At 67.2% G+C, this 16,217-nt stretch carries 20 protein-coding genes; all 20 read right to left on the bottom strand.

The window, feature by feature from the left end:
* Positions 1-4: 4 nt before the first annotated feature.
* The 20 genes from DNX69_RS10895 to DNX69_RS10800 all read right to left on the bottom strand — a co-directional run bounded on the left by DNX69_RS10895 (position 5) and on the right by DNX69_RS10800 (position 16,192).
* Complete coding sequence (locus tag DNX69_RS10895; RefSeq protein ID WP_133256003.1) at positions 5-493, bottom strand: hypothetical protein; 489 nt, start codon at positions 491-493, stop codon at positions 5-7.
* Entirely contained in the window at positions 466-1,836 is a 1,371-nt protein-coding gene (locus DNX69_RS10890; RefSeq protein WP_110785971.1) for a hypothetical protein, read from the bottom strand. The genes DNX69_RS10895 and DNX69_RS10890 overlap by 28 nt, the downstream gene beginning before the upstream one ends.
* Before the next feature lie 15 nt (positions 1,837-1,851).
* A complete protein-coding gene (locus tag DNX69_RS10885) occupies positions 1,852-2,055 on the bottom strand; it encodes a hypothetical protein (protein ID WP_110785970.1) in 204 nt (67 codons plus the stop codon).
* Between the two features lie 5 nt (positions 2,056-2,060).
* A complete protein-coding gene (locus DNX69_RS10880) occupies positions 2,061-4,382 on the bottom strand; it encodes a hypothetical protein (protein WP_110785969.1) in 2,322 nt (773 codons plus the stop codon).
* Between the two features lie 12 nt (positions 4,383-4,394).
* The gene (locus DNX69_RS10875; protein WP_110785968.1) at positions 4,395-5,648 is read right to left on the bottom strand and encodes a phage tail protein I; all 1,254 of its coding nucleotides are present in this window, start codon (positions 5,646-5,648) and stop codon (positions 4,395-4,397) included.
* Entirely contained in the window at positions 5,645-6,583 is a 939-nt protein-coding gene (locus DNX69_RS10870; RefSeq protein WP_110785967.1) for a baseplate J/gp47 family protein, read from the bottom strand. The genes DNX69_RS10875 and DNX69_RS10870 overlap by 4 nt, the downstream gene beginning before the upstream one ends.
* Positions 6,580-6,996 carry a hypothetical protein gene (locus DNX69_RS10865; protein ID WP_110785966.1) on the bottom strand — a complete coding sequence of 139 codons (417 nt, stop codon included), beginning with the start codon at positions 6,994-6,996 and terminating at the stop codon, positions 6,580-6,582. The genes DNX69_RS10870 and DNX69_RS10865 overlap by 4 nt, the downstream gene beginning before the upstream one ends.
* Before the next feature lie 3 nt (positions 6,997-6,999).
* Positions 7,000-7,224 carry a hypothetical protein gene (locus DNX69_RS10860; protein ID WP_110785965.1) on the bottom strand — a complete coding sequence of 75 codons (225 nt, stop codon included), beginning with the start codon at positions 7,222-7,224 and terminating at the stop codon, positions 7,000-7,002.
* Between the two features lie 8 nt (positions 7,225-7,232).
* Positions 7,233-7,847, bottom strand: a complete 615-nt coding sequence (locus DNX69_RS10855) for a phage baseplate assembly protein V (RefSeq protein WP_110785964.1) — start codon at positions 7,845-7,847, stop codon at positions 7,233-7,235.
* Complete coding sequence (locus DNX69_RS10850) at positions 7,844-8,428, bottom strand: hypothetical protein (protein WP_110785963.1); 585 nt, start codon at positions 8,426-8,428, stop codon at positions 7,844-7,846. Before DNX69_RS10850 ends, DNX69_RS10855 begins: the two co-directional genes overlap by 4 nt.
* Positions 8,425-8,919: a phage virion morphogenesis protein gene (locus DNX69_RS10845; protein WP_110786075.1), complete on the bottom strand. Its 495-nt coding sequence runs from the start codon at positions 8,917-8,919 to the stop codon at positions 8,425-8,427. Before DNX69_RS10845 ends, DNX69_RS10850 begins: the two co-directional genes overlap by 4 nt.
* Positions 8,919-9,386: a phage protein Gp36 family protein gene (locus tag DNX69_RS10840; protein WP_110785962.1), complete on the bottom strand. Its 468-nt coding sequence runs from the start codon at positions 9,384-9,386 to the stop codon at positions 8,919-8,921. The genes DNX69_RS10845 and DNX69_RS10840 overlap by 1 nt, the downstream gene beginning before the upstream one ends.
* A gap of 4 nt (positions 9,387-9,390) precedes the next feature.
* Positions 9,391-9,777, bottom strand: a complete 387-nt coding sequence (locus tag DNX69_RS10835; RefSeq protein ID WP_165825231.1) for a hypothetical protein — start codon at positions 9,775-9,777, stop codon at positions 9,391-9,393.
* On the bottom strand, positions 9,774-10,100 hold the full coding sequence (locus DNX69_RS10830; RefSeq protein ID WP_110785960.1) for a hypothetical protein: 327 nt from the start codon (positions 10,098-10,100) through the stop codon (positions 9,774-9,776). Before DNX69_RS10830 ends, DNX69_RS10835 begins: the two co-directional genes overlap by 4 nt.
* A 101-nt stretch (positions 10,101-10,201) precedes the next feature.
* Positions 10,202-10,507, bottom strand: a complete 306-nt coding sequence (locus tag DNX69_RS26325; RefSeq protein WP_165825230.1) for a hypothetical protein — start codon at positions 10,505-10,507, stop codon at positions 10,202-10,204.
* A 13-nt stretch (positions 10,508-10,520) separates the two neighbouring features.
* Positions 10,521-11,483, bottom strand: coding sequence for a capsid protein (locus tag DNX69_RS10820; protein WP_110785959.1), 963 nt, complete (start codon positions 11,481-11,483; stop codon positions 10,521-10,523).
* Positions 11,484-11,512: 29 nt separating this feature from the next.
* Positions 11,513-11,899, bottom strand: a complete 387-nt coding sequence (locus tag DNX69_RS10815) for a DUF2190 family protein (protein WP_110785958.1) — start codon at positions 11,897-11,899, stop codon at positions 11,513-11,515.
* Positions 11,896-13,017 (bottom strand): phage protease, encoded by a 1,122-nt coding sequence (locus DNX69_RS10810; protein WP_110785957.1) that lies wholly within the window; start codon positions 13,015-13,017, stop codon positions 11,896-11,898. The genes DNX69_RS10815 and DNX69_RS10810 overlap by 4 nt, the downstream gene beginning before the upstream one ends.
* Positions 13,018-13,349: 332 nt before the next feature.
* Positions 13,350-14,591 (bottom strand): phage minor head protein, encoded by a 1,242-nt coding sequence (locus DNX69_RS10805; protein ID WP_110785956.1) that lies wholly within the window; start codon positions 14,589-14,591, stop codon positions 13,350-13,352.
* Positions 14,592-14,593: 2 nt separating this feature from the next.
* Positions 14,594-16,192, bottom strand: coding sequence for a DUF935 domain-containing protein (locus tag DNX69_RS10800; protein ID WP_110785955.1), 1,599 nt, complete (start codon positions 16,190-16,192; stop codon positions 14,594-14,596).
* Positions 16,193-16,217: the final 25 nt, after the last annotated feature.

Genomic DNA, 16,217 nt, shown 5'->3' with positions numbered 1-16,217 from the left:
GCCGTCAGACCTTGTAGACCTGGATGCTCAAGCAAGACGGGTCGACCAGGTCCCCGGCGCCGTCCTTGGTTTCGACGATGAAATGATCGGCCGTCGTCTCGGATGCCGCCGTCGAGAAGGGGTGGCCCTGCACCACGACGAAGTAATCATCGTCGGCGAGCGCCACGAAAAACAGCAACATCACCTGCCCGACGCCGAGATACAACGCCGCCGCGATGTTGTAGGAGCCGCGGATGGCGGCGACATCGCCGTTCTCGACGGTGATTCCCATGGCCGAGGCAACGACGCGGGGCGGCTGCGACACCGGCTCCGCGGCCGGGACGGCTGCACCAAATCTCGACAAGAACGCAGCGACATCGGCATTTTCCGGAGAATTGAGTTCCTCGGCGCAACCGGGCTGGCAATTTGCATAGACGCCCTTGATCGCGCCACTGCCATCACGCTCCACAAAAACTGTCGACACGGTCATTCCCGCCCCCTGCGATCGCGCCATCCTCTGGTGTTAATGACGAGCGTGGTGTTAACGCCTGAAGTGTAGATACGGCTGCGGACCTGTGCGCTTGGGTTTGTAAAAACCATGACCGGGGCCGCATTCTGCTGGGATGACGCAAAGCTCGGATAGCATACGGCCGAGACCCCGGACACAATCGTCGGAACCACGTCGTCGGCAGCCAGATCGGAAATGTAGATCGCACCTGGATTGTTGTAGTTGTTGCCTGCACCATCGACAAAGCCGACGACGAGTTCAGCTTCGACGCGCAAGCCAAGTGGCACGCTGATGGTCCGTGTCACAGCGCTGGTCCCAGGGTTTTCCGCCGCAACATCATTGATCATGGACTTCAGGCGGAAGACGTCCCCGTCTTGGACGAACCCGACGATCGACCCTGATCTGCGCAGAATTGATCCGACACGACGTTTCTGATCATAGCCTGACGGCATCGTCGGCGCCGACGCGCTGGTGGATAACAGCGCATCGACGGCGCCGGTGTCGGACCGGCGAATGATCCAGATGTGATAGGTGCCGTCCGCGGCGGCCCCGGCGTCGAGACCGCCTTGGTTTGAGCCTGCCGACCAAGTCGCGTCGAGACGCTTCGTGATGCCGGCCTGGAGCACCATCAGTACAGGGTCGGCCTCAGTGCTGGCAGCTTCCCCGGCCCCGATGTCGATATCGTTGGCGGGGTCTGCGACGCTATTCGCGAGCGCGAGGCCATAGAGATGCCCCCTCAGCGGGGCACCAATGTTCGCACGCGCCTGCGCCTGCCTGGCGGGGCTCTCGGCGCTGGCGGCGTCGAACCTGACACGGTTGGCGAGCGATGCGAGCAGGCCGGAAACGGCCGTATCGTTCTCTGCAAGCTCCGCGGCGATTTCGACCAGTGTATCGTACGCGCTCGGCGCGCCGCCCTTGAGCGCATTGATCGCCGCCGTGATGTCGGCCGGCGTCGCCTTGGCCGAATCCACGGCCACGATCGCGGCCAGCAGCTTGGCGAGCGTATCGCCTTCCGCGGCCACGCCGCCGCGCAGCTCGGCGAGGATCGCGGCGTGGCGATCGGGCGTCAGGAACTGGCGGCCCGACGCTTCTTCGGCGACGAGCGCGGCCGGCACCCCGGATCGGTAGTCCGCCAGCAACGCCTCGATCTCCGCCGCACGCGGCGCGATCTCCAGCTCGATGACGCGGAGCACCCGCGCCACCAGCTCCTGCGCGTCCGCGCCGAGGTTCGACACCGCCCGCTCCAGCGCGTCGGCCCGCAGATCGATATCCTGCCGAAACTTGTTCTCGGTTTTCAGGATTTCGGCGACCTTGGAGATCCGGTAATCGGTCTCGAATTTGCGAGCCATTGGAACCCCGGCCGATCAGAACGAGCGATAGCCCGTGATCTTGGTTGCGAATTCGGTGGCGAGCACCTTGCGCAGCAAGGCCCCCTTCACCTCGGTGGTGGACTGGGTGCCGAACCTGACGCCCATCGCGCGGAAGGCCCCGGACACGTCGACCCTGTAGTAGGTCTCGTCGTCGATCTCCGCCGGGGCGGCTCCTGTCTTCGTCGGGTTCTTCGCCATCTGCGTTACTCCGTGGTCTGGATGCGGCGCTCGACGTGATACGTCACGCGCGGGTTGTTGGTGGCGCCGACAAAATCGATCTTGCAGGAACTGATGCCGGGCGCCGCGAAGGTGAAGGTCCAGATTTTCCCGACCGCGTCGGCCCGCACCAGGCCGTCAGGCCCGATCGCCGGCTTGGTCTCGACCGCGTCGTGGGTCTTCAGCGTCGCATAGCCGGCGCCGTGAGCGAGCCGCGCCGCAAGGGTGTGGCGCGCCGCATCCCACGCGCCGACCGTGGCCTTGACGTAGACCGTCTCGATCGAAGAGCCGAAGGCGATGACCGAGGAGATGTGGCGCAGATCGTCGTCGGCCCGGAACAGCTCGACCTCGCTGGAGCCCATGTCGAGGATCGGCATCGCCCACTGGTTGCCGTTCAGCACCAGGCGGAAATCGTAGTAAGGCGTCACCCCGGAGCCGAACAGCGTATCGTCACCCTCCGGCGCCTCGATCTTGCGCCAGGCGCCGCCGACCTGAAGCTGGAACTCGCGGGTGGAATTCTCCGGCACCACTTCGGCGTTGCGGATGCGGATGTTGTGGATGCCGCCATCGAGATTGACGCCCTGCAGCAGCACCGTGAGCGAGGTCAGGGCGAACTGGCAGTACTCGGTGACGTGGCACAGATCGCGGGTGAGATTGCCGACGAAGAACGTGCCGTCCGTGGTCTCGAAATAATTACCCGACAGGAACTTCTGGCCCTCCGCATAGGCCACAGTGACGTCGCCGGTGACGGCGAACAGATAGGCGTAGAATTTGCCGGACTCCAGGAACACGGGTGTCGACCAGGGCACGCCCGTCGCCTCCGGGAAGGTCTTGAACTGCGACGCTGCCAGCGTCGTCTTCTTCAGCATGCGGCGAGGCAGTGGCATGCCGTTGTCGCCGCATTCGACCAGCGCGACGGTGACCTCGGCGCCGGCCGACCAGGACTCGATCGCGAGCCGCATGCCGGGCGACCAGCGATCCTGCGATTGCAGCCAGCTTTGCGACTTCAGCACGCCCTGGATGGTGTGCGAGACCGGCGCGTAGACGTCGTAGGGCGTCTTCACCGTGGTGGTCCAGAACTTGCGCAACCGAATGATCGCGTGCCACGGCACGGTGACGCCGAGGTCGCGATCATAATCGGCGACCTCATAGGTCTCGTCGCCGATCCGGAAGATGCCCTTGGCGACGTCGTACTGGCCGGAATTCCACCACGCGGCGTTGGTGCAGGCCTCGAAATAATCGCCGTAAGCCGTCTCCTGGCGGCTCATCAGCATCTGCGTCAGCTCCATGGTCTGATAGACCGTGCCGCCGAGCGGGGTGGAGCCGGAGCGCTCCCACAATTTGATGCCTTCGACCACGTTGTACTTCGGGCAGATCAGCCCGGCGCTGGCGTGCATCAGGTTGCCGTCGTTGGCGTTGTAGAGCGCCAGCGGCCCCTTCCAGAGGTTTGCGGCAGGGAAGCGGATGCCTTCCAGAACGCGGGCCTTGTAGTCGACATTTGTCGGGTCGCTCTCGCGCTCGTCGAGGAAGTTGTCGGCGCTGTAGGGCGAGCCGGTGTCGGGGATGTCGAGCCGGTCCTTCATCATCGCGATGTCGCCCTGCATCGCCTGCACGGTCAGCCGCGACACGCTCGATTTGAACAGCCGGGCCAGCGCCGCGAGGTCGTTGCGCAAGCCGGCCATCTCCTGGTCGACCAGGCCGAGCCGGACTTGCAGCGACGTGTAGGCGGCCGCGAGCGCGTCCAGCTCCGGCGCTTCATTCTCGGTCCGCATCGCGATGCTCTCGATGCCGCCGGTGCCGAGCAGGATGTCGGCGATCGCCACCGTGCCGAGCGGGATCGACGGCCTGACGGGGATGACGGAAGGCGACCCCGGATAGGCGATCAGGATCGCGCTGCGGACCTTGGCGCGGCTCCCGGTCTGCGGCACCTGCTGGATGGCCGTGCCACCGCCGGTCTGCGGCACCTCACGCTCGTAGTTGCGCGCCTCGACATAGCCATCGTCCTCCCGACCCTGGCCGATCAGGACGACGTAGACCTTCTGGCCGGCGGTGATCGGCATGAACTCGCCGAGCGACAACGTCAGGGCCGCTTCGAGTGCGTACATCGCACCGGCGTCGTAGATCCGGCCGGGCGCCACTTCGATCGCCGACAGCCCGCTCGCGAGCGTGGTGAAGCCCTTGTACAATCGGCCCGACACCAGCAGATCATCGGTGAGCCGGGCGATGCCCTCCTGGGGCCACAGCCCCATGCGCTCCAGATCCTCCTCGGTGCCTTCCTGATCGACGTCCCACAAAATGCGCTTGTACATGATGCCTCCTTTTCAGCGGCGAATGACGGCACCGAACCGCACATCGTCGGGCAATCTCGCGAGATCGCCGTAAGTGATGGGACGGACCGAGTTGTGATCGAGATAGAGGGTGTCACGCGCAGCCTGGGTCACGGCCAGGGCGCTGATCACCTCGGCGATGCGCGGCTCCGGGCCGGCGCGAAGGTAGCGACCGAGCGGGAAGCCGCGTTTCGACGGCCCGGCGATATGCGCCACCACGGTGGCGGTGAAAGGCTTCCGGCGAATCCGCGAGCGGCCGATGCGGTTGCGCATGCGGCCGAGTTCGGCGGAGCTGCCGTCCGCCAGGCGGATCGACAGATAGGCCTGTTCGTCGGCGCGGTTCGGGCGGATGCCGCGGCCCTTGAGCCGCATCCCGACGAACCAGCCGCGCCCGGCCGGCTGGGGCTCCCACATTTTGCGTGGCGTCGCGTCGATCGGCGTCAGGCCGGGCGACATCACAGCGGGGATGAACTGATCGCCGCCGGTCGTGAAACTGAGCAGGATCACCCGCTGGCCGGCGAGCTTGCCGTCAGCGACGAACCGCCCGCGCAGCCGCTTGCCGACCTGAAACGTATTCCGCCGCGGGCCGGGAATGACCAGCCTTTCCGGATCGGACAGCAGCCGGCCCGAGGCGTCCGTGCGCACACCGGCGACCACCAGGCGCTGCACGGTGCCGCCCTTGCGAAGCTCCGGCCGCCAGCGGCCGAGCACGACGGCCTTTGCCGAGCGAGCCACGAAACGCCGCCCGACAAAACGTCCCTTCAAGGTGCGTTGAACGATCGTCCCGTCGGGCATCAGGAACGGCACCGGGCGATAGCGGATCGGATAGTCCGCCGTGTAGATGCGGATCTCCGGCAGGCCGGCGAGCCAGCGATCGTGCGACTCCTTGGTCGGCGCGGAGCCGACGAAGAACGCGTGCCGCGGCAGCCGGGCCCGGACGAATTCGGCGTCGACATAGCCCAGCGCCATCCGATAGCCGGCGACCGTGGTTTTGGCCTCGTGATACGCGGGCGATTCGGCGATCACCTGACGCTTGCGATGCTCCGGCCATTCCGGCTTCCAGAAATCGACCGACCACGCCCAGGCGAGCAGCGGCAACTGCTCGGCCGGGCACGTCCACGGGTTCCACAGCGTGCGTAGCGAGGCCGCTTCGGCGAACAGCTTCGGCCAGCGCGCCGCGTTGACCAGGCTGTGGCAATGTTCGGCGGGCGCCTGGTAGGGCAGCAGCGAGGGGAATGGCTCGGTCATGCGTCGATCCCCCAGCTCACGGCGATCGACGAGATGTGCGGCGCGCCATCCTGTCCGCCGACCACGTCCACCAACGGCGCCAGAACATCGACCTTGCGTACCGCGCCGGACTTGGCGACCGCGCCGATCGCCTGCGCGTGCAGCGTCTCGCCGATGCGGTGGCGCTCGGCGCCGAGCGATGCGATCGCCGTGGAGGCGAGCGCGACGGCGAGCGCCGGATCGGGGCCGCGCGCCACCCAAAGTTTCACCTGCACGGGCGCAGCCACGATGCGCGCCGGCAGCACCGTGACGATGTCGGTCGAATGCGAGCCGGCTTCGCCGTCGAAGGCGCCCTGGATGTCGCCGATCAGCGTCTCGGCCGGCGTGCCGTCGCCATCGCGCGCCAGAATGTAGAGGTCCATATGGCCGCCGGGCCGGCGCAGCGGCCGGACATCCTTGACGCGGTCGCCGAACAGCTTGCGGACGCGCCAGACGTAGCCGGGCGGCGTGAGTCCGAACAGCGGCCGGGCTTCGTCGGAGATCTGCGCGCGCTCGCGCAGTTCGTCGTCGGCTTCCAGCACTTCGGACGTGGTGCCCGTTGCCGGCGACAGGATCAGCCGCGACGTCGCCTTGTAGGTCACCGCCAGATGATCGAGATCGGCGCCGGCCGAGGTCGCCAGGCGCAGCGCGTTGGCATGGTCGTTGATGGTCTGTTCGACCATCGTTTCGCCGTAGGCGAATTCTTGCTCGAGCACGACGTTGGAGTCGAACTGCGTCACCGGATTGCCGGCCGCGTCGATCACGTCGAACGCCGGCAGCGTCGGGTCGCGCAGCCGCGCCGCATCCCACAGCGCCTTGAAGTGCAGCAGCCGCGCCGTCAGCGCCGCTTCGTAGTCGATCGTGACCAGCGTCGGCGCGCCGATGCGCGACAGATCGAGAGAGGCTGCCGTCGTCATGCCGACACCGCCGCAGATCCGCGCGCCAACGCCGTCACCGGCACGCGAATATCTGCATCCTCCTCGACCGAGTAATCGCCGAGGTGCCCATAGGGATAGAAGGTGGTCCCGAAGATGAAGCCGATCGCACCGTTACGACCGTCGATCAGCCAGGGCTGAATATTGCGGATCCGAATCGCCGGCTCCTGGCTGTGCACCGCCGAGACCATCTCGGAATAGGCGCGCAGCACGTTGATGGCGGTCAGGTTCTCGCCGCGCAGCGGAGCCAGATCGGCACCCAGACCGAGCCGCATCACCCGGGTGCCGAGGCGGGTCGCGAAGATGCGGCGCACGCAATGCTCCGCATGCTCACGGCCGCGCAGGATGCGCCCCGTGTTCGCGTCGACCCCGGTCCTGGTGGTGCGCTCGGCCATCGCTTACTTGCGCTTGCGCGTGTTCGTGGCCGCGTCGGTCTCGCCGGCATCCGCGGCGGCTTCTGCCGCCGGCGCGGCGGGTTCAGGCATGACCGGCTCGATGCCACCCCAGCCGGCCTCCGCCTGATACTCGCGATCGGTCAGCGCCACGATCTCGCCGGCCGGGCGCATGCGGCCGCCGATCGGGCGGCGGGTGGTGATGCGATAGCTTTTCTTTTCGTCTGCCATGCTGTGCCTCAGATCTTCGCTTTGACGCTCTTTGCCGGGCCGTCTTCGGTGGTGACTTTCGGTGTGGCTTTTTCGTTCTTGGCCTCGACGCCGAGGTGCCAGAACTTGCCGCTTTTCGCGACGACGTAGCCGTCGCTGTCAGTAGCCACGATGTTGATGGCGTCGCCCTTGAGCTCGATCTCGTTGCCGCCGACCTTGGTGCTGATCAGCCCGTCCGCGATGACGAATTTCGACTTGCCGATTTCGAGCACGAAATCCTCGTCGCCCTTCGGCGCCGGATGATCGTCGTCGTAGGGTGAGCGGATCGCCATCGACGCGGTGCCGAGCACGCCGGACGGCGACAGCAGCGTCATCGCTTCGCCCTCGACAGGCTTGACCTTGATCTTCAGCGCGCCGGCGGCGACCGGCTGCACCGGCGCCCAGGGCGACTGCACCGGCTTGTCGGTCTCCGGATCGCGGCCGATCTCCAGCTTGACCTGCCAGTCGTCGCCTTGCTTGCGCACCTTGGCGACCTTGCCGCGCATGATCATCCGCGCGACGCGCTGATCGACCTCGACCAGGCGCTTTTCGAAATTGCGCAGATACTGTTTCAGCGCGCGGACCTGCGGATCGGTGATGCTCACACCGGCGCTCCATCGCTGTCGTCGACCGGCTCGCCGTCGAAATCGAAGATCTGCGGTTCGGCGATCGGCGGCCTTTCGAGCGGACTGCTGCCGAAGCCCTTCAGCGTCTGTTCCCAGGTGACGACGTAGTACGCCGCGCCCTTGGCGAAGACTTCGCTGGTGAACAAAGGCCGCGCCTCGACCTTCTGCGGCGGGGCGATACGCAGCAGGCCCCAGCGCGACGCGTCGAGATCGCCGAGCACGCCGAGCAGCCCGACCGAGAGCGCATGCGCGACCTCCTGCCGGCGCCAGGCGCGGCCCCCCAGCGCCATGTCTTCGGTGACGATGTAGGCGGCGGCCTCGACCGGCAGATCCCACGAGCCGGCGAGGTCGCCGTCGAGCTTCCATTTCACCGCCGCGAGCGCGATCATTGGCGGCGTGAAGATGTCTTTTTCGACGATGTCCGAGACGTCGATCCGGCCCGGATGCTGGCGCACCGTGATGTCCGGAAACAGCGGCTTCAAGGTCGCTTCAACGGCGGCGAGATAGCCGACCAAAGCGGAGGCCGCGAGCCGCTCGGAGATGGTGGCGGGCACAATCACTGGCCGCCTCCGAGCTTACCGGCGACGAAACGGGTGGCGAGCTGGTCGATCTTGGTCGCGTCCTCCGCCGAGATGCCGACCACCGGCCGCGCCGGAATGGTGACGCTCTTCTTGCTGACGCGGCGGCCGCCGACGACGAACGACAGGAGCTTGGCGTTCTTGGCGCTGATCGTCATGCCGTCCTGATGGACGTGCGCGTATTCCCACGACAGGCCGGCCTCGGTCTCGGTGGCCGACGCCGTCCAGGCGACCGATCCGAGCATGTGATCTCCGGTCCGCATCAGGATCGAGGTGCCTTCGATGTTCGCCGGCCAGGGCGTGCCGTCGGGTGCCGTCTTGGTGGTGGTGATGCGTTCCTGCATCGAGAATTCGAGCCGGGCGCCGATGTCCGACATCAGTTGCTCGGTGTCGAGCTGATCGAGCCCGGACAGCGCCGAGAGCGCCTTGGTCAGGTCGGTGATGTCGACCTCAATGCGGACGCCGCTGTCCATCACCAGCCCCGCAGCCGGTCGCGCGTCAGCACGCGCTCGTTGGCGACCACGATCGCCTCGTTGGGCGACACCGCTCCGGCCGGTTCGCCGGCGCCGCCGGTGCCGCCGCCGCCGGGCCCGTCGAAGGTGAGCGCCGCGGTGCCCTTGGCGATCGCCTGCAGCCGCGCGATGGCGACGTCGTAGCGCTTCTCCACGCGCTCGTTGGAGCGGCCGAAGGACAGCGCCACGCGATACAGCGCGATGTCGATCGTGTAGATGCGCAGCACTTCGCGGCTGTCATTGTCGATCCGCTCCAGCTCGTCGCGGGTGTAGCGCGCCGACAGGATGGCGCGGACCTCCGCGGTGCCGTCGCCCAGCGCCGCCTCGATCCGCGAATCGTCGCGGACGCGCGTGGTCTCGTCCGCGGCGAGAACAGTCGCCTCGGACGGATAGCGCGCCAGAACGTCGGACAGCGTGGCGAAGGCCATGAGATCAGCCCAGCTTCAAGTAATCGCGGCGCCACTCGGGGCCGCCTGCGAAAACGAGGATCCAGTCTCTGGAGCGCCACGATGCAGGCTCCACGATCCGCATCGGGATGCCGCGCACGTTCGGATGGTCGCTCGCCGGGTGGTGGTCGACTGCGCTCACATCGACCAGCACGGTCCAGGTTTCATCCCTGAAGACAATCTCGCCCCGGCCGAACTCTGCTTCGAGGGCAGCCTGAAGTTGCTTGGGCCCGCCGGGCGTCGTGCGGCCGATCTCGTGCACGCGGTCGAGCAGATCGCGCGGATAGACGGGCTTGGCGGTCTGCGCATAAGCGATCGGCGGGACAAAACAGGCCGCGGCGGCGCCGGCGAGGAAAGCCCTTCGGTCCATCACTTCGGCTCCGGCTTGACGGCATTCGCCACGGCATCCTCGATCGCCTGGATCAGCGAGAGCTTTGCACCGTCGTCGAGCGAGCCCGTCACGTTGATGTTGAGGGTGAGGTCGACCGACCGCGGCTTGGCGGCCTCGCGTAGTTCGGAGAGCAGTTCGTCGCCGAAGCCGAGCACGTAGCTGAGGACGCGATCCTCGGCTTTCCGATCGGTCATGTCGTGGCTGGCGAAGGCCTTGAACACGTCCAGCAGGCTGGCGCCCGTGGCGCAGGCTTCCACGCCCTGTTCGTAGAATGACGGATCGAAGCGATTGAACTGGTCGGACATGGCAGCGCCCCGCTGTTTCGGAGAATGACGCCGAGGGCGCTTGCGCCCCCGGCCAGGCGGACCGTCGTCCGCGCGGTGCACCCGGCGGCGGGTGCACGAACTCAGTCGCGCCAGTCGGTCGCGACGGCGCCGGCCGCGTAGAGCTGCGCGTGCTGCGCGCGGGTGAGCGGGACCGTGTCGCCGACGGCGCAATCCTCGCCGTCGTGCTTCACCTCGCGGGTGAGGACGTGATCCTGCAGGGCCTTCTTGTCGGCCTTCGCGGCGAGCTTCGCCGCGAGCTTGTCGGCGTCCGCCCTGGCCTTCGCGGCCTTGGCTTCCTCGTCGGCCTTGGCCTTGGCGGCCTTGGCCGCCTTCTCGGCTTCCGCCCTGGCGGCCTTCTCGACCTTCGCCTCGTCGTCGTTCGCCATGATCGCCTCCCGACTACGCGACGGCGTTTTCGATGAAGTAGCCGACGTCGGGAGCCACGATCAGCTCCTTGACCTTCTCGCCGGAACGGACGCGCTCACCGCCCTCCAAGCCGATATCCGGATCCACGATGTTGCCGGCGATGCGGGTGCCGACCTGAGCGGTGAAGCCGAAGGTGACGCCGTCCGTGTTGGTGGCCGCCGGGTCGAGATAGAGCGCCGCGATATGCTTGCCCCAGACGCGGGCGAGCGATGCCGTCTGCCCCTTCTTGGCGCTGTCGAGAAAGCTCTCGCCGACCAGCACCCGCTTGATTTCGAGAAGCCGGGCCAGCTCTTCGCGGGTGATGATTCCCTTGTTGGTGAGATTGCCGCGAATGGCGTTCACCAGGACCGGATGACTGGACAGCTTCGACCAGACGGCCTGTCCCATCACCAGCGTGTTGGCGCGGAAAATCAGCGTGCCGTCGATCGCCGCCTTGAGCACCTCGATCGGATCGGAATTGGCGTAGTCAGAGAACTGCGAGCCGCCGGACAGCAGCACCTTGCGACCGGCCACATAGCTGGACGAATTGTGGATGATCCCGGCCACCCGAATTTCGCGGGCGAGCAGCAGCTTGTTGGTCAGCGTTGCGACCAAGCGGGCTCGCGGATCGTAGTTCGAAATGCCGGCCGCACGCTGGCGCTCCGCCTCGCGGATGTCGCCGATCGGGACTTCGCCGTCGAGGCCGTAATCGTTGGTGGAATCGTCCTTCTCTTTCGCATCCACCTCGATCCGGTTCGGGCGACCCTTGCGGCCGACCAGCGTCTCCGGGACACTGAAGCCATCGGCGAGCGAGTACTCTTGCCATTTGAAGGATTCGGAGCCGACCGGCACGCGGGGAAGCACGAGATCGGCGATCAGCGTATTCGCCGGATTGCTGTAGCCGATCGCGACCGCGGTCAGCACGGGGTTGACGGGGAACGGGCGGTTGACGGCCATCGGTTGCTACCTTGTGTGTTGGCTGGAGATCAGGACGCCGGGATGAAGACGGAGCCGGCCGAGACGACGATGGGAACGACGTCGCCTTCGACAGCCGCGGCCTGCACCTGACCGATGGTGCGAACGGTTTTGGCCGTGCCGCTCGGCGCCGGCAGCGCGACCGCGCGACCTTCGGCGTCGGAGGTGACTTCTGCGCCGCGCGCGAGCACGCCGCCGGCGACGACTTCGGCGAGCCCCTGCTGCACGACGTCGACCACGCCGCCGGCCTTGGCGCCGGTCGAGGTCGAGATGCCGATCACTGCGGCGACATTCGAAGCGGCCTCGACGACAGCTTGTTTGGTTGCGTGAAAGGCGGCGATGCGATAGCCGCGGATCGCGGCGTCGGCGACGAAGCTCTTGATCAGTTCCCGGCTCACTGGGCGACTCCATTGTTGCTGGCCTGGATCACGGCGTCCGCGTGCGACAGGGTGCGGCCGGACTTGGCCGCGGCCTCGACCAGCGCCGACGCCTTGGCGAGCAGCGCATCGGGCGCAGCACCGCCTTCCGGCACCTGGCGCTCGTCGAGCGCGGAGCCGGCGAGATTGGCAGGCGTCGCCGACAGCAGCGCCTCGACGTCGCGCAGGCCGTCTGCGGTCGCGCACAGCGAAACGAACTTGTCGCGCTGCGCCGGGACGATCTTCTTGGCCTTCAGCGCCGCCTCGATCGTGGCCTCGACCTTGGCGTTGTGATCGGCCGTATCGCGCGCGGTGAGCTGCGCCTGCAGCGTGGCGACCTGCGTATTGGCGGCCGACAGATTGGCGAGCGCCTGATCGTGCACCGCCTTGTCGACGCGCGCGGTCGACAGCGTGGTGATCGCCGACAGGCAGGCCTGGCCGTCCGCGGCGTCCGCGAGGCCGAGCGCCTTGGCGATCGGCCGCAACGGATCGCTCGACAGTTTGACGATCGCCGCGAGGCACGCGGCCTCGTCGGCGTCTTCCGCGAGGCCCAATGCCTTCGCGATCGCCTTCAACATGGGGTACTCCTTGGCAGGGTGAGAGGCGGACGCGATCGCGCCCATGGTAAGAGCCGGGGCCGCGACCAGCGCGACCGAATGCAGCCACAACGCCAGACCTTCCTTGGTGCACGGAAAGGTCGGCGAGACGTAGCGATGGGTGCGGGCCTTCAGCGCAGCGGCGCCGGCCGCGAGCATTTCGACGAGCGCGAAGGTGCCGGCCGGCCGGGCTTCCAGTTTCTTGATCCAGCCGACCGCATCGGCCTTCTCGCCGAGCTTGGCCTTGGTGGGGATCGCATGGTCGATGTCCATCGGCACGTCGATGCCGTCAGCATTGAAGCGCGCCACCAGGGCTTCGGGGTCGAACACGAAGGGGCGACCGTCGCGACACACCACCGGGCCGCGCGGCGTCACCTGGATCCAGCGCTCGGCGCCGTCACCTTCCGCCGCGAGCGACGCGGCGTCGATCGTCACCACGCCGAACGCCACGTCGGGCGCGGCGTCGAGCATGGCGATCTGGGGGCTTGCGGAGCGGTGCGTCATGGGTGCACATCTAGCCGTGCACCCTGGGTGTCGGGCCGCTGACAACTGTCAGCCGCGACCTTGCCGGGCCGATCAGGCCTCCGGCAGCAACCCGAGGGGAGCGATCCCCGATAACAGCCTCGTTAAAGCATCATTTAACCCGATACGCGCGTTTCAGCCGAGGACTGACGGATTTGTCCGGGCGACGGGCCGAACGCATCAGCGGGCTTCCTAACGGCTCCGTCCGAACCGGTTGCGAGACCAGCCCCACGGGCCTATATTCCGCTTCGCAGCCGAGCCACGTGTTACCGTCCCAGGTGGACGCGGGGATGTCACGGCCCCCCGGCTGCTACTCACTCCCTTTCAGCCTTGTACCGCACCCCGCGCCGCCGGATTTCCGCGTGGCGGCGGGCATCGGTCCTGAACAGCGTCCGAACCTGAATGTAGCCGTTGGTCGATCGCCGGATCGCCAACACCCAATGGACGCCGCCGATCACCGCGAGAATGTTGCGCACCGCCGGGTCGCGGTCTTCGATCCAATCGCCGGCATCGATGATCTGCTGGACCTGCGCGAAGCTGCCGATATCGACGGCGGCGTGCTTGCCGACCTTCTTGGTCACGACGTCGTTCGCCACCGTGACGATATCGACCTTGGCACCCAGCTCGTCGACCGCGCGCGCCGACGCGGCGACCGGCAGATGCACGCGCTCGTCCATCTTCGCCATCGCCTTCGGCCAGTTGCCGCGCCACAGCTTGGCGATCGTCGGGGCGGCGCGATCTGCGCCGGCCGTGGCCAGCGTGTCGGCGAACTGCGTGACCAGCGTCCGCGCGCGGGCAAGCCCCGGATTGGTCTGCCAGCCGGGATCGATGCCGCGCGGAATCGTCGTCACCTCGCCGGTGCGGCGATTGACGTAGGTTCTCGTGCCGAGGTCCGGCGCCTCTTCCGAATAACCGTCCTGCGCGAGGTAGCGGTCGCGGTCCTCCTGATCGAGCTGCTGCACCTTGCACTGGCAGCCCCAGCCGTTCGGCGGAAACCACGTGCTCCAAAAAGCATCGTCGACCGGCTTGATGGTGCCGGCCACCGCGAGATGCTCGGGCCGTTTCCGTTCGGCGGTCGACCGCACATAGAGCAGATAAGGCCGCGACGCCTTGGTGCGCTGGATGCGATTCCACTGGCCGGCGGCGCGCGCGCTGCGCACGTTGCTCCAGAACGTGGTCTGCAGCCGGCCCGGCCGGGTGAAGTCGACCGTCTTGTCGGCCCACTTGCCGGTCGGGTCCGACACCGTCTTCGGGCCCCACCATCCGTGCGGCGTTAAACGCGCCTGCATGTCGGCTTTAAAGGCCTCGAAACCCGTGCCGCTACTGATCGCCTTGTCGATCGCCGATTTGAAGTCGTTGAGCACGCGGGTCTCGGTGACGCCCGCCACCGTGAAGGCGTGGGCGTGCTCCTGACCCCAAACGTCCAGCCAGGAGAACGCCGGCTTCAGGTTCTTGTCGCGGAAGTAATCGACCACTTCGGGCGGCGTCTGGAAGCCGCGCTTCACCGCGGCCAGGCGCGCCAGCAATTCGACGGCCTGGCCGCGCGTGAGCTGCATCGTCAGTCCTGAACGTCGCCGAGGCCGCGGGCCTTGGCGGTGAGCCGCGCCAGCGCCTCGGCGAGCTTGTCGCCGTCCATCTGCGCGGCAAGCGACGGCAGCATCGCCTCCAGCTCCTCGAAGCTGGACGCGCGCGCCATCGCGTCGCGCAGTGGCTTCAGCATCGGATCGACCAGCTCCTCCCAGCCGTTCATGGCGTCGTCGACCAGCTCGTCGAGTTCGTCGCGACCATCGACCGCGGTCGCGGCCAGCGAGGCGTTGCGGACGCCGCCGCAGGCCGGGCACGGACAATCGGCGGCCGACAGCCGCGCGGCCTTCTTGGGATCGTCGTTGGCGGCGACGACGCCGGGCTCGGCTGCAACCGCTTGCGCCGGCGGCGCCAGCACCTCGTCCTTTTCGCCGGGCTCGCTGAGACCGAACTTGCTGCGGATCTCCGCCTGCGACACGCGCAGGCCGAGCGGCACCAGCTTGGCGACGCCTTCGGCCAGCGCCTTGGTGTCCTCCGGTTCGGCGACCGGCAGTTCGACCCGCGGATAATCATCCTGCGGCCCGAAATTCATCGCCACCGCCCAACGGACAAGATCGCGGTTGACGGTGTTGGCGAGCTGCACGCCATCGGCGCGCTGGATGTCGAGCCGGACCTCGTTGTGCACCTTGGCCTGCGCCATCGACGCGCCGTCGTCGGACGTCATGGTCTGTCCGACCACCAGCTTCGAAATCTGCTTGTCGAGATAGTCGAGCAGCCCGCCGAACACGGCTTCGCCGCGCTGGCCTTTGGTTTCGACGAATTCCAGCTCCATCCCCTGCGGGATGATCGCCGCGGCGTCGGAGGCGATCGAGCGCACCGCCTGCAGCAGCGCCTTCTTGTCGGCCTCGCTGGCGCCCGCATGATACTTGCCGAGCCGCAGCGGGATTCCGTAGATCTCGGCGAACGCGCTCCAGTCCTTCAGCGCGAAGGATTGCAGCAGGAACGCCCATGCGGCCGCGCGGGCGAAGCCGCGACGGATCGGGATGCCGGCCTTGCTTCGCGGCTTGTGCACGATGAAGGTCGGCTTGGTGATTTCCTCGCCGTCGAGACTGCCGTCGACCGCGAGCCGCAGTTCGGTCTGCGTCACGCGGTCGAACTGAAAAAACCGCTGGTCGCGCCATTTGTAGTCGACCGGCCGCAGCCGGCCGCGCTCGTATTCCCAGACCGGCTCGGATACCGCATAGCCCTTGGCGATGCCGTCGGTCAGCTCGCCGAGCGTGTCGCGGAAGCCGGAATCGTCGATCAGCTCGTGGACGAAGTCGGCGATCTTCGCCGACACGCCTTTCGGCACCGCCACCGACGGCTTGACGCCCTCGATCGCGAGACGGCGGGTCTGCACCTGCGACGCGTAGTGCAGATAGCGTTCCTCCATCTCCTCGGCCAGCGTGAGATAGTCGCGCGCGTCGCCCTGCGCCGCCTGCCGCAGCGCATAGACCAGGCGCTCCGGCGTCAGGCCAGACGCGACGTTTTCGTGGTGCACCGCGCGCACGCCGATCAGCGTCGGCGTCGCGACCTCGGTCGACAGCAGCGTGGTGTCGACGGGATTGCCATCGGGTCCGAGAATGCGTGCCATCTGTCAGCGCCTCCGCCTGTTGATC

Origin of the sequence: Rhodopseudomonas palustris (assembly GCF_003226555.1) — a bacterium.
In the GTDB taxonomy this organism is placed as follows: domain Bacteria; phylum Pseudomonadota; class Alphaproteobacteria; order Rhizobiales; family Xanthobacteraceae; genus Rhodopseudomonas; species Rhodopseudomonas palustris_I.
The sequence above is the reverse complement of the archived record's forward strand: the minus strand, read 5'-3'. Positions and strand labels throughout refer to the sequence as shown.

Bases quoted from the DNA above. Each gene is read 5' to 3' on its own strand.
- DNX69_RS10895 (WP_133256003.1), bottom strand. From the start codon at position 493: ATGGCGCGATCGCAGGGGGCGGGAATGACCGTGTCGACAGTTTTTGTG.
- DNX69_RS10890 (WP_110785971.1), bottom strand. From the start codon at position 1,836: ATGGCTCGCAAATTCGAGACCGATTACCGGATCTCCAAGGTCGCCGAA.
- DNX69_RS10885 (WP_110785970.1), bottom strand. From the start codon at position 2,055: ATGGCGAAGAACCCGACGAAGACAGGAGCCGCCCCGGCGGAGATCGAC.
- DNX69_RS10880 (WP_110785969.1), bottom strand. From the start codon at position 4,382: ATGTACAAGCGCATTTTGTGGGACGTCGATCAGGAAGGCACCGAGGAG.
- DNX69_RS10875 (WP_110785968.1), bottom strand. From the start codon at position 5,648: ATGACCGAGCCATTCCCCTCGCTGCTGCCCTACCAGGCGCCCGCCGAA.
- DNX69_RS10870 (WP_110785967.1), bottom strand. From the start codon at position 6,583: ATGACGACGGCAGCCTCTCTCGATCTGTCGCGCATCGGCGCGCCGACG.
- DNX69_RS10865 (WP_110785966.1), bottom strand. From the start codon at position 6,996: ATGGCCGAGCGCACCACCAGGACCGGGGTCGACGCGAACACGGGGCGC.
- DNX69_RS10860 (WP_110785965.1), bottom strand. From the start codon at position 7,224: ATGGCAGACGAAAAGAAAAGCTATCGCATCACCACCCGCCGCCCGATC.
- DNX69_RS10845 (WP_110786075.1), bottom strand. From the start codon at position 8,919: ATGGACAGCGGCGTCCGCATTGAGGTCGACATCACCGACCTGACCAAG.
- DNX69_RS10840 (WP_110785962.1), bottom strand. From the start codon at position 9,386: ATGGCCTTCGCCACGCTGTCCGACGTTCTGGCGCGCTATCCGTCCGAG.
- DNX69_RS10830 (WP_110785960.1), bottom strand. From the start codon at position 10,100: ATGTCCGACCAGTTCAATCGCTTCGATCCGTCATTCTACGAACAGGGC.
- DNX69_RS26325 (WP_165825230.1), bottom strand. From the start codon at position 10,507: ATGGCGAACGACGACGAGGCGAAGGTCGAGAAGGCCGCCAGGGCGGAA.
- DNX69_RS10820 (WP_110785959.1), bottom strand. From the start codon at position 11,483: ATGGCCGTCAACCGCCCGTTCCCCGTCAACCCCGTGCTGACCGCGGTC.
- DNX69_RS10810 (WP_110785957.1), bottom strand. From the start codon at position 13,017: ATGACGCACCGCTCCGCAAGCCCCCAGATCGCCATGCTCGACGCCGCG.
- DNX69_RS10805 (WP_110785956.1), bottom strand. From the start codon at position 14,591: ATGCAGCTCACGCGCGGCCAGGCCGTCGAATTGCTGGCGCGCCTGGCC.
- DNX69_RS10800 (WP_110785955.1), bottom strand. From the start codon at position 16,192: ATGGCACGCATTCTCGGACCCGATGGCAATCCCGTCGACACCACGCTG.